Source organism: Ruegeria sp. CDSC068 (assembly GCF_059610545.1).
Genome location: NZ_JBXWNV010000015.1, coordinates 17,718 through 30,062, shown reverse-complemented (window position 1 = coordinate 30,062; position 12,345 = coordinate 17,718). Strand labels below are relative to the sequence as shown.

General features: G+C 55.7%; 11 protein-coding genes. 2 read left to right on the top strand and 9 right to left on the bottom strand.

The genetic code is table 11. The features are described from left to right. Positions 1-114: 114 nt before the first annotated feature. The 8 genes from curA to AC2FID_RS21330 form a co-directional block, all read right to left on the bottom strand. Entirely contained in the window at positions 115-1,146 is a 1,032-nt protein-coding gene (gene curA / locus AC2FID_RS21365) for an NADPH-dependent curcumin/dihydrocurcumin reductase (RefSeq protein WP_496699932.1), read from the bottom strand. A 211-nt stretch (positions 1,147-1,357) separates the two neighbouring features. Further along, positions 1,358-2,131, bottom strand: coding sequence for a hypothetical protein (locus AC2FID_RS21360; RefSeq protein ID WP_282119251.1), 774 nt, complete (start codon positions 2,129-2,131; stop codon positions 1,358-1,360). A 151-nt stretch (positions 2,132-2,282) separates the two neighbouring features. Next, positions 2,283-3,203, bottom strand: coding sequence for an RDD family protein (locus tag AC2FID_RS21355; protein ID WP_282119250.1), 921 nt, complete (start codon positions 3,201-3,203; stop codon positions 2,283-2,285). Beyond that, a complete protein-coding gene (locus AC2FID_RS21350; RefSeq protein ID WP_496838602.1) occupies positions 3,200-4,198 on the bottom strand; it encodes a stage II sporulation protein M in 999 nt (332 codons plus the stop codon). The genes AC2FID_RS21355 and AC2FID_RS21350 overlap by 4 nt, the downstream gene beginning before the upstream one ends. Next, positions 4,198-5,448, bottom strand: a complete 1,251-nt coding sequence (locus AC2FID_RS21345) for a DUF58 domain-containing protein (RefSeq protein ID WP_496838600.1) — start codon at positions 5,446-5,448, stop codon at positions 4,198-4,200. Before AC2FID_RS21345 ends, AC2FID_RS21350 begins: the two co-directional genes overlap by 1 nt. Before the next feature lie 44 nt (positions 5,449-5,492). Then, positions 5,493-6,449 carry an AAA family ATPase gene (locus AC2FID_RS21340; protein ID WP_282119247.1) on the bottom strand — a complete coding sequence of 319 codons (957 nt, stop codon included), beginning with the start codon at positions 6,447-6,449 and terminating at the stop codon, positions 5,493-5,495. Next, complete coding sequence (locus AC2FID_RS21335) at positions 6,439-7,755, bottom strand: hypothetical protein (RefSeq protein ID WP_496838598.1); 1,317 nt, start codon at positions 7,753-7,755, stop codon at positions 6,439-6,441. The genes AC2FID_RS21340 and AC2FID_RS21335 overlap by 11 nt, the downstream gene beginning before the upstream one ends. Then, entirely contained in the window at positions 7,752-8,465 is a 714-nt protein-coding gene (locus tag AC2FID_RS21330) for a DUF4129 domain-containing protein (RefSeq protein ID WP_496699937.1), read from the bottom strand. The genes AC2FID_RS21335 and AC2FID_RS21330 overlap by 4 nt, the downstream gene beginning before the upstream one ends. Positions 8,466-8,871: 406 nt before the next feature. Between AC2FID_RS21330 and AC2FID_RS21325 the strand changes: the two genes are divergently transcribed. Continuing rightward, positions 8,872-9,771 (top strand): hypothetical protein, encoded by a 900-nt coding sequence (locus AC2FID_RS21325; RefSeq protein WP_496838596.1) that lies wholly within the window; start codon positions 8,872-8,874, stop codon positions 9,769-9,771. Positions 9,772-9,871: 100 nt separating this feature from the next. Here AC2FID_RS21325 and AC2FID_RS21320 read toward each other — a convergent pair whose 3' ends face one another. Next, complete coding sequence (locus tag AC2FID_RS21320) at positions 9,872-11,071, bottom strand: ROK family transcriptional regulator (RefSeq protein ID WP_496838620.1); 1,200 nt, start codon at positions 11,069-11,071, stop codon at positions 9,872-9,874. Positions 11,072-11,257: 186 nt separating this feature from the next. Here AC2FID_RS21320 and AC2FID_RS21315 point away from each other — a divergent pair, with 186 nt between their 5' ends. Further along, positions 11,258-12,277: a sugar ABC transporter substrate-binding protein gene (locus tag AC2FID_RS21315; protein ID WP_109311180.1), complete on the top strand. Its 1,020-nt coding sequence runs from the start codon at positions 11,258-11,260 to the stop codon at positions 12,275-12,277. Positions 12,278-12,345: the final 68 nt, after the last annotated feature.

Here is a 12,345-nt window from a genome sequence, read left to right as displayed (position 1 = left end):
CGAAGATCAGAGAGTCCTGAGCCAGGTTTCTACATAGTTTTGAAATTTGACACTCATGCGTTTTGCGAACGAATTAGGGTCTGAGTTGGAAGGACCAACTTTCACTGCCCTGGCTCAATCCACCTTTACAACCATTTTCCCAAAGTTTTCTCCGGCCAGCAGTTGGTTAAATGCAACCGGAGCATTTTCAAGACCTTCAACCACATGCTCTTTATACGTAATTGAGCCGTCCTTCAGCCATCCTGTCATGTCCCGGACAAACTCGGCGTAAACCTCGGGGCCGAAATTGTCGAAAATTATGAAACCCTGCATTTTGACCTTCATCCGCAACAAGGTACCCATGATCACCGGGCCCATATCCGGTCCGTCCGGCAAACCCGGCAAGTTGTACCAGGCCACGACGCCGCAGACCGGAACACGCGCAAACGGATTCAAAAGCGGTAAGACCGCATACAGCACCTTGCCACCGACATTCTCGAAGTAGACATCAATGCCGTCAGGGCACGCGTCGCGCAATTGTCCCGAAAGATCCGCCGCGCGGTGATCCACACAAGCGTCGAACCCAAGGTTCTTTACCACGTGTTCGCATTTTTCCGGGCCACCCGCGATACCCACCACGCGGCACCCTTTTAGCTTTGCGATCTGACCCACGGTTGCGCCCACCGGTCCAGCCGCAGCCGCCACGACAACGGTTTCACCAGGTTTTGGTTCGCCTATCTTCAGCAGCCCCGCATAAGCCGTGTAGCCGGGCATTCCCAGGATACCCAACGCCCAGGACGGATTGTCCGGCGTCTTGCCAAGATTGACGACCTGCTCACCAGTTGAGATCGCATAATCCTGCCAGCCACTCGTGTTTAAAACGTAGTCTCCGGCTTCGTACCCTTCGAGGTTCGATTCCACTACCTGCCCCACAACCTGAGCCGTCATGACCCCACCGATCGGAACCGGTTCAGCGTAGGATTTCGCGTCATTCATACGACCCCGCATGTAAGGGTCCAGAGACAGGTACACCGTGCGCACCAGCATCTCTCCGTTGCCGGGTGTTGGAATGTCTGTGATTTCAAGCCGCAAAGTGTTTTTGTCCGGGCGACCAGTGGGGCGTTCCGCAAGAACTATGCGACGGTTGGTGTCGGATGCTTGGGGCATTGAAATCTCCTAAAAAATGAGAGTGGTGCAACGCAGCCAAGCAAGATTGTCAAAAACTGTCCAGCCCAAAAACCTCGGTTACAAAATGAAGCACGGATTGCGCGAATCCACGCTACCTGTTCAATGCAGCCAAGCGTATCAGAAGGCCGAAGGCGCAAGCCAGCGCCTTCGGCCTCCAAGGGGTGATCACACCCTTTGTAACCTCACTTGATTAATCGAAAACAGATGCGATCTGATCGACGCTCACGCCTTCTTTGATCTCGCGCAGACGGGCATAGATCAGAGCGACTGAAATGCCGCTCAACCCCGCACCAAAAGCTGCAACAACTGAAAAACCTGCCGTCATTGCCCAGCTTCCGACACCTTCAAGCAAACCGGCGGCGAAACTGGCGAGGAAACCACCGATCCCGGCGCAGATACCGATCAGAAGCAAAGCGCCAAAAATTGGCCAGCGGTATCCCTTGGTCAAAGCCGCGCTGCGCCCAAGCCCGCCAAATCCTGCTTTCTCGATCACCACGGCAGGCGCAACCATCGAAAAAACCGCATAAACCCAAAGACCGGGTATGATCAAAGCAAGCGTTGCAAACCCGGTCAGAATTCCTGCGACCGTCGTCAGCACCGCAACCGGGATAGCAGCTTGCAGAGCTGGTGCAAAATAACGACCCACCTGCAGGCGGCGTCCGAGTTTGGCGTCATATGCCAGTTGCACCAGCAGAGCGGTCGTCAGGGCATAGAACACGACCTGCAGCAAAATCGTCAGTACCCAGGTGGTGACGCCGGAAGAGGTGCTGAAATCGGGGTCTGCCGCACCCAACGCCACATCGGCCCCGACCATCATACCCGCAATCACTGAGCTCAATAACGTCGGCACCAGCGCTAGCAGGATGACGGTGATAAAATTTTTGAACAGGATCGAGAAACTCTCGCCCACGATACTCCCGACGCCGAGCGCCTCGCTGCCCGTGTGTTCTGTTGTGCTGGCCACTGTTTTATCCTCAATACTACTCTGTGTTTCGGCTAGTGTATGATGATCATCTAAGGTTGTCTTCAGTATCTTTATGACACCGGTAATTGAGTTTGAGAGCGGCCTTTCCAAGCCAATTTTTGGGCAAAAAAGGGGCGGCTATTGACATGAATTACGAAGAGTTATCGTCGACCGCATAGTGCTTGTCCCTGCGGCGTTCGCCGAACAACTGGCGTTTCTCAAGATGTTCACGCTGCGCATTATAGAACGCCCGGAGGAATTTCAGCCGATCGGCCTCGGGAACTTTGTTCGCGTAGCCGATCTTTTGGCGGATCTTTTCAACCACGCTTTCAATGGTGGCCCTGTCATTCTGAGAGGGACCCGACGCGCGCCTTTTCTCTTGCGCCCGCAAAAGCGTTTCAAGGGTCTGCAATTCGAATGCGCCGTAGTGATCAAGCTGATGCGCCAGAAAGGTAAAACGCGTTTTTGCGGCCGTCTCGCCGACCGGAACCTGAGCCAAATCCGTCAACAGCACCGGCACCGGTAGGTGGATCACATGTGTACCGGCCATCAGATCGCCCAGCCTTTGCCTGTGACGATTGAACAGCGGCACAAATAGCCCCCCCAGTATCCAGGCCAGTGCCAGCCCCGAGGCCACGGGTGATGAGGTATCAAGTGTCAGCAGCAGGGTTGCGGGCAGAAAAATCTCAGCCTCTTTCATAAGGTTCCTGAGCACCAACGCATGCGTGCTAAGCGATCGGCCATCATGTGAGACGACCTTGATCTTCATCAACCGCTTTCCCAATGTCTGACCGTTCCACGCCAGTTCGGCGATGACGTAGTAGGGCACCCGGATCACGAAGAACAGAAGACTGCCGATAGCAAGCAGCGTCGTAGGTGTGCCAATACCCAGGGACATGATCAATATCAGGACTGCGACGGCGGCGATCAGCGTAATGCCCACATCTGTAAGCTGCGCGGCAAGGCGCACCCCTAGCCCGGCCACCTCAAGGTGGATGGGTACACCTTCGGGCGGGATCAGCTCACCCAGCGATGGGGCTGCCGTCTTGTCTTTGCGTCGCCACAGTTTCATCGCCGCACCCTACCGCCCAAGGCAAACCAGGCCAGCCAGCATAGTCCCAGCCCCCAGCCAATCACGTACCTTATGGCTTTGTCCTGGATAAGCTGGCGCCCGAACCCTTCCACAAGGGCAGCGACCACCAACATAAAGGCCGCCACCAGCGCAAGCTTTACGGCATCCCGGCCCGCGTGGCGCAAAGCAGCGCGGCGGCTTCTTTTCCCCGGAAAAAGGATCGCTGCCCCCAGTTGCACCCCACCGCCGCATGCAATGCAGATTGCCGACAGCTCGGTCACCCCGTGGATAGACAACCACCCCCCAAGATCACTGCCCAGACCGCGTTCCACGTGCAGCGCATAAAATGCGCCCAGCGACAGGCCATTAAAGAAGGTCAGCAAGACCGCCGGCGCACACAGGAATACCCCAAGGCCAAACACAAAGATCGCGATGCGCGTGTTGTGCGAGAACAGGAAAGTGGCAAAGGCCCCAAGTCCCGAGGTGCTGGGATCCTGATCATAAATCACTTGCCGCAGCTCTTCGGTAGTAGATGTTGGCCCGCGCCCTCCGGCCAGTTCCGGCGGCATGAAAACATGATACCAAGCCGGGTTTTCCAGAAACATCTGATATCCCGCCAAAACCCCCAGCCCCATACACAGGAAACCAATCAGGATAAACAACCAGGATCGACGTATCGCAATCGGCGCGCCGCTGACAAAAAACTTGCGCACAAGCCCGCCCAGACGCTCCTGAGGGGCATAGACTGACAGATAGGCGCGTGCGGTCAGCGCTTCGAGATAGTCCAGCAGCGCCTTGTCCAACGAAATTTCGCGGGCAATGGCCAGGGATGTGGTCGCATTTCGGTAAAGCGCGGCCAAATCGCGAGCGGCCGCGAAATCCATTCGCTGTAGTCCGACACGCTCGGCCTGGGTGACCAAAGTTTCCAGACGACGCCAGTCGGCTTCTCGCTCTTTCCGGAACCGGGCCGAGCGGATGAGGTCGCTTTCTGCCATCAGATCAACTCCCGCGCCTTGATTTCCAGATAGGTCGAGATCAGCTTGGCAGTCACCGTATCGGGACGCGCATCCAGCACCGTAACCCCCAAACGTGCTAACCTTTCCAACACCAGACGACGTTCGCTGATCGTCTGGTTCGCGGCCACCAGCGTGGCGACCCCATCCAGATCCTTGGGTGCGGATTCCACTAGCGCCTCGACCTCTGGGTCGCGGATGGTGACGAAGACTAGCAGATGACGCTTTGACAGAATGGCGATGTTCTCGATCAGAAGTTCGGCCGAAGTCGTGTCGATGAAATCCGTGAAAATGATGATCAGACTGCGTTTTGGGGTGCGGGCATTCAATTCAGTCAGGGCCAGGGTATGGTTGGTCTCGTGGCCTACATAGGCCAGCTCGCTGGTCCAGCTGCGCAGGCGCGCGAAGGTCTGTCGCCCCGCCCGTGGTGCCACAAAAGATCGCGGACGCACGTCATAGGCGTAGTACCCCACCAGATCACCGCCAATTGCCGCCGCCCAGGCCACGGCCAGCGCGGCAGTAACGGCATGGTCAATCTTGGGCAAACCGGCGATCTCTTCGCGCATCAGATAGCCGTTATCCAGCGCTACGATAACGTGGTGATTGCGCTCGGCCCTTAACTCTTTGGCTACAAGCCCCCGCCGTTTGGCTGAACGTTTCCAGTCGATCGATTTAACGTCCATACCCTGTACGAAATCACGAAGCTGGTGGAATTCGGACCCTTCGCCAATGGCACGGTTTTCCTTCACGCCATAAAGCGTGGACTGCACCGTCGTGGCAATCTCACCCGACTGAATCATCCGGATATTGGGCACCACCCGAACTTCCAGCGCGAAATCCAATCGTGGCACGAAATCAAAAAGCTTCAGGCGTGACGACCAGTGAAGCCAGAGATGTTCGAAAGCCCAGATGCCGCGCCGCACGCCGCGACAGCCAATCTCGGCTGATCCAGTCCCATCCGGTCCGATCTTGAACTCGAGCTCTGTCGCCCCGCTCAATCCTTTTGGCCATTCTAGCCGCGCCTGCAAGTCTTCCGGAGCGTCCGGAACCTGCAATTTTAGCGCCTGTATTTCGCCCACAAAAATCTCGGGCCGCATGTCGAAAACCAATTGCTTTCGACGGCTGAAGGACATCAGCAGATCCGCCGCTGACAAAAGCGCCAACAGGACCCACGGCGCCAGCGCCAATTCACGCAACCCGCCGAAAAATGCAAGTCCCAGAATCGACAACACAAGGGCGACGCAGGCGGCGCTCAGCAATCTGGTAGATGGGCGTATCAGCGGGGAGCCTCGATCTGGTTGAGGATGTTTTCGAGAACCATAGCAGAGTTTCGGCCCTCGATCTCGGCCGAGGCACCCAGAACTACTCGATGGCGTAACGCTGGTACGAAAAGCCGTTTTACGTCGTCCGGGATTGCGAAATCCCGCCCGTTTAACCCCGCCTGTGCCCGCGTAGCCGCTGCCAGTGCATCTGCCGCGCGGGTAGAGGCACCAAAAGCAATCTCGGCGCTTTCCCGTGTCGCCCGGACCAGCCGCAGGATGTAGGCAAGAATATCGTCATCGAGGATAATCCCGTCGATCAGTGCCCGGCATTCCGCCAGGGCGGCCGCATCCAGGGTCTTCGACAGTACATCCGTTTCCATACCGCTTTCGATCGGGGCATTGGCATGCTGGCGCAGGATCGCCATTTCGATTGCCTCGGGCGGGAAGTCGATTTCAAGCTTAAAGAGAAACCGGTCCAACTGCGCCTCTGGTAAGGGGTACGTACCTTGTTGCTCGATCGGGTTTTGGGTAGCGACTACAATGAATTCACGGCCCAAGGAGTGATCATTGCCATCAATGCTGACCATCCGTTCGTTCATCGCCTGCAAGAGCGCAGCCTGCGTTTTGGGAGGCGCTCGGTTAATCTCATCCGCCAGAAGCACCTGGGTAAAGACCGGGCCGCGCGTCAGGACGAAATCATTGGTCTGAAAATTGAAGATCGAAGTGCCCAGTACGTCTCCTGGCATCAGATCGGGGGTGAACTGGATACGCCCGAATTCCAGATCCAGTGCAGCGGCAAAACTGCGCGCCAACAGGGTCTTGGCGGTGCCCGGCGGCCCCTCAAGCAAGACATGGCCACGCGCAAAAAGCGAGACCAAAAGCAGTTCGACCACATCCTCCTGCCCCAGCACCGTCTTCCCGATCTCGGCACGCAGCGCGTCCGAGCGCGCGCGCAATGTTTCAAGTGTCATTCGTTATCTGCTCCAATAGCGCTTCAAGTTCGTCCACATGGTGCATTGCCTCTGCCGGTGGGATCCGATGTGGAAGGTTCCGGATATCCCTCAACACTGTTTCCAGGTCGCGAGAGAGATCCGGATTGTGCCGCGCCACATAGCCCAAAAAGACCTTGGGTTCAGCATAGTGATGGGCAAGCGCCGGGCCAAACAAAGCCGACGCAGATGCCGCTAGCCGGGCCTTTGCGTATTCACCGGCCAAAGCCCCGTCTTGATCCGAAAGCCGCATCAGACGTGCCCGTGCTCGCACCGCCAGCGATTTTGCGCCTGTGTTGACACCGTCCTCAACCTGCACCGGGCCAAAACGCTGCCATGAGCGCCAGATAAACAGAGCCAACACCAATACCCCGCTCAGCCAGAGCGTCAGAAAAGGCGGGCCAAAAAATCGCTTCAGATCGGCCCAGCTACGTTCATAACGCACGGTTTCTTCGGGGTCCGAGAGCCAGACCTCGCGGCTGTAGTCGATCATCACGTTGCGCTCGTCGGCGAGCGCGCTCAGAAGATTGCGGGCGACAATGGCATTATCGCCCAAGCGCAGCCCATGGTTGTTCAACAAATCGGGGTCCGACAGGACCAACGCCCGTGCGCCCCCCGCACCGACCGCCAGCGGGCATTCCGCCAGAAGCATCGCATCCGAGTTACCAATCAGCGGAGAGCAATCAGCCCCGGTGAACAGTTGTGCCGCATAGATCTGAGCCGATTGCCGAACGTCTTCGCCATCAAAATAGTCGAAATCCGTAAAAGGCGTGCGCGCATATTCGATCCGAGCACCCCTTTGACCGGTCAGCTGTTGCAGCAGTGTTTCGATCTGTTGCTGCCGACTTATCAAGACCGGATGTGCCCGACCGGTTAGCCGCATCCCGCTGCGCCATTTGGGCAAGATCACTAGGGTCTGTACCCGACTGGCCTTTTCCAGCACCGCATCAAGCCGCAGATCGTATTCATCCTGCTGTAACAGCAGTTCTTCTTTTGTGCGCGGATGAACCCGATCCTCATCCAGCACAGTGTCAAATAGCGGCAGCACCAACAGGCCAATGGTATCCTGATCGACCTGCCAGCCCCCCAGAAAGCTCTGCGCACTTACCTCATTCGTGTTTAGCCAGATCCGCAGGCCGTCAAACCCCGTCGGAGAACTTCTCAGCACCTGCTGGCGTTGTGATATAACGTAAAAGATCGTGAACAGCAGCAACGCGACGAAACCCAGAATAATCAGGGTTTCAATTCTGGGGCCGCGCCTTTTTTCTTCGGTCGCTGAGGAGTTCATTTGGGGACCTCAGTCAACAGCGGGCGGATATCCGCGACATGGGCCTGAAAGTCATCCTCGCTTACGTCCCGCCCCCCAAAATGCACCCGTTCGCTTGCCAGAACCAAATTGCGTAGGGCGCCAAGACACCGTTGGTCCTCTGGCAAGTGGCGCAACGCGTCGCGCGCGGTCCAGCTGCGCTGCAGCAGCACCCCATTGGCTTTGATCGCCGCGCCCAGGGCAGCCTGCGCCAACCGGATCAAAGCTTCGCGCCGGTCCGCTATGCGCAGGATCGCATTCAAGCTGCCCGGAGTGGGCGGCGTTCCTAACCCCGCACGCGGCACCCGTCCGTCACGCCCGCTTTCCGTATTCTCTCGCTCGCGCCCGATTGTGACGGCAAAGCCGCTGCCGTAGCGGACAAAGACAAAAGCGATCATCATCAGGATCGCGGCGGAAATAAGCAGTGTCGCGAAATTCACATCGCCGCCCACCGACCATTGGTTTGAACTAGAGGGTGGTCGCGGCTCTTGCGTTGTCTGCATTGGGGGCGGAGGGCTTGCCGGGTCGAAGTAGGCCACATCTGCATCGACACGGCTTAATCTTATCGCCTTCAGAAAGGCTTCGCCACTTTCGCCGATCTCAACGGGGTTTTCGGTAGCCTCTAGGGCGGCTGTCAAATGCGGCACAAAGAAAATGCTGGTTAAGTAAATCAATCGCAAATAACGGCTCATGTGCATATCGATAGTAGAATGCCAGCCGGCACGCAATCTTAAGTTGTTAACTGATCTCGCTTGGTTTTGGCACAAGATCTCTGTGTCAGCGTGTAGCGTTTCAATGCAGCTTTAAGGTGAGGCATATGCCTTCATCGTACACCGCTAAAACCGCGACGTGAGTCAGTGTTTGCCTATAGGACCTTCTGGGTCAAACTAAGTACCGCTTACGCACCAATCTGGAACCAGGAAAACCGCAGATCGCGGCGCACCGTCCACGACAGGTGCCTCAATGCCAACCTGGGAAGAAACGTTCAACAAACATGATTTTGGGAATGGTCTTGAGAAATTGATTGGTTACTCAGGTCGCGCCGCAAAGAAACAAACACGTCGTAGTTTAGCCAAGTTTCCCGAGTAAGCCCCACCTATGAATTGGTTTATACTAATAGCTCATCGTTTATTGCTGAGAATTGTCATCGCGATCACCACTTTGACAGTCGCACTGTCAGTGTCGTATCTGGTGCAACAGCTTGATTGGAATACCAGATCCGATCTGGGCATTGTTCCATACTTCACGATTGCCGGCCTTGTCGCCATCCTCGCATTGTTGAGCGTACCCGGATTGAACGAAAAGATCGTCGCGCCCTATAAGGCCCGACATATCTTAATTCAGGTTGCAGTATGCCTGTTCGGCGGTGTCATGATCACTTTGACAGGGGTGGTCGCATTTAACGCACCCTTGGTGGCTTGGCTGGCTCCAGCCCACATGGCAGCGGTTCTCGCATTGGGATGTGGAGCTTTGTACATCTGTCTGGGCATTATGGGCAGCCTTCATGCGCTCTGGCCGATGCCTGATGAAGATGTATCCGACGATTTAACCGCGCTGCGCAAAGTTCATTTTTCTGCCCGCGCACTCGCTTCTGTTTTTGCATTTACCACCAGTGGAATAATCTTGGGGTCAATCTTTGTTCTAAATAGCCCGACAACACCGATTACGGTAAAATGTTCCATCGTCATGTGGTTTTTTGCAGTTGTACTTGGTTCATCGCGGCTTAGCGTGGCAGATTTTGGGAAACCCGTCAGAACTTGGAATATTGTTCTGCAGTTCTTTGTCGTTGTAACAGCGATCTTCATCATAAAGCTCACCACTCGGGCATTGGTCTTTCACACACATCTGTTCGAACGTTTGTCAGAAATTGACGCCGTATACCCAAGGCTTGAAAATCTGCTGATGCTGCCATTTATTGTTTTCGGACTGACAAGCATCGCTCTTATGCTGGCGCGTGAAAAAGAAACTAGCGATGACGTGGCCAAAGTCTTCGCTTAGTTTTGGTCCTGTATTTCGGCCGCGAGTCCTGACCAATAATGTATCCCAGACTTGGCACCCAAGTCCTTGACCGTGCGCGAAACAAGCGCGTGGACTTCGGTTACATCCCAGAAAGCCCTGCATTCGTGTTCAATAAAAACTGGCGGAAAATCGGGCTGCTGGCCGCCCCAATACCGCGGGCGTTTTTTCCAACCGCAGCGGCTTCGACAACTGGTGGGATCAATCCGCGTTTGTCTTGATTAACCAGATAGCGGCGCACGCGTGAGACCAGTTCTTCCCGCACATTCGTCGGAAACGCGCCGTCTATGAAAATGGCCTCAAAGTCGATGACAGCACAAATTGAAAGCGCGGCCTTGGCCAATTCCTGTGCAGTCGTGCCAATCCATGGTTCGACATACCTGGAAATGCTGCTCCAATCCTGTGGCGATTTCCAAAGAATACCCGGATCAACACCCGCTTCGATCAGCCTGTCCTCAAGCAAAAACAGCGAAGCGCTATCGATCAATTGCTGGCTTTCGCCCAATGGCCCTGTGGTGCGCATCGCACCCAACGCGCCAGCATTGCCCTGATTGCCTTCGAACACAGTGCCATTCAATGCAACCCCGCCGCCGATCATCGAACCGATGAAGAAGTAGAAATAATCGCGATATTCAGCCCCTCGGCCATAGAGGTGCTCGGCGTGGCAAGCGGCTGTTGCGTCATTGACGACAAATACCGGTAGGTCGCTGAACTTGGCAACCTCGGAGAAGAAGTTCACGTTTTTCCAAGAGCTGAATTTCTTGGCTGCCAGCCCCGACAAATCATGCCATTTCCAAAGCTCGAATGGAGTTCCAATACCAATCCCGCAGACACGATCGCGAAGTTTCTGGGGCTCATGGGCCAGAAGCGTTTCCAAACCTGTTTCCAGAAACCCGAACACGGCCTCGGGCAGCGGATAATCGTAGGTCGTTGAAATCTGTTGGCGGGGCTTGCCGGTGAAGTCGATCAAGAGCAGATCGGCGCTGCGCCGACCGATCTTCATCCCGACTGACAGGATGCCTTCCGGGTTGAGCTCCATGGGAACCGACGGTTTACCAACCCTTCCACGCAGAGGAGTTCCACGCTTGAGAATCTCGTCCTTTTCGAGCTTGCGCAAAATGATTGATACGGTCTGTGGGGACAGGCCCGTCAGCCGTGCGACATCTGCACCTGCTGTCGGTCCATGTCGTTGTAAAACCGTCAAAATCAGACGTTCATTATGATCGCGAACACCGCTTTGGCTTACCCCGCCGGTCAGTATTTTTAGCGCCTCTTTCTCCATAACCCTGAACATAACCACCTTGTTTTCTTATGAAAAGGCGCTCGGGCAAATTAATAAATAAACTTTATTTATTTATTGACAGGCAGGCCAGAATCACAGTTTCTTGAACAGGACCTTCATTAAGGGATGGAGGCGAGTCTTGCCGGCGCGCCGCGCGGGGCCACAACAATTTTCTGGGAGGAGAATATGAGAAGTCTACTCAAGCTAGCCGCATCTGCGACCGTTCTCACGTTTGGTGCTGCATCTGCTCACGCTGCCGGGGAAACCGTCTGCCTGATCACTAAGACCGATACCAACCCCTTCTTTGTGAAAATGAAAGAAGGTGCGACAGCCAAGGCCGAAGAGCTTGGCATGACGCTTAAAGCTTTTGCCGGTAAAATCGATGGTGACCACGAGACCCAGGTTCAGGCCATTGAAACCTGCATCCTCGACGGTGCAAAAGGAATTCTGCTTACGGCATCCGACACAAGTTCAATCGTACCCGCCGTTAAACAAGCGCGAGACGCCGGTGTGTTGGTAATCGCGCTGGACACACCCCTTAGCCCGATTGATTCAGCCGACGCCACATTTGCGACGGACAACTACAAGGCCGGGTTGCTTATCGGACAATGGGCAAAGGCCAAGATGGGCGATGCTGCCGCGGACGCAAAGATCGCGACGCTAGACTTGAATGTCAGCCAACCAACTGTGGACGTTTTGCGCAACCAAGGATTCCTTGAGGGCTTTGGCGTGGAGCTGGCGGATCCCAATGTTATTGGCGACGAAACGGATGCACGTCTGGTCGGCAGTGACGTGACCGACGGCAACGAGGAAGGTGGGCGCCGTGCCATGGAGAACCTTCTGGCCAAGGATTCAGCGATCAACGTAGTTCACACGATCAATGAACCCGCAGCGGCGGGCGCGTACGAGGCTTTGAAATCCATCGGACGTGAAAATGACGTGCTGATCGTTTCGGTCGACGGCGGCTGCCCCGGCGTACAGAACGTACAGGCCGGAGTCATCGGGGCCACAAGCCAGCAATACCCGCTTTTGATGGCGTCATTGGGGGTTGAGGCCGTCAAAAAATGGGCCGACGAAGGGACGAAGCCGGAAAATACACCCGGAAAAGACTTCTACGACACCGGTGTTGCTCTAATCACCGATCAACCCGTTGACGGCGTGGAGTCAATTTCGGTCGCAGAAGGTTTGGAGCTCTGCTGGGGTTAAACGCAGACCTATCAGGTGAGGCGCGCAAGGGCGCCTTACCATTCCTTTCACCAGCAAACTGAAACTTC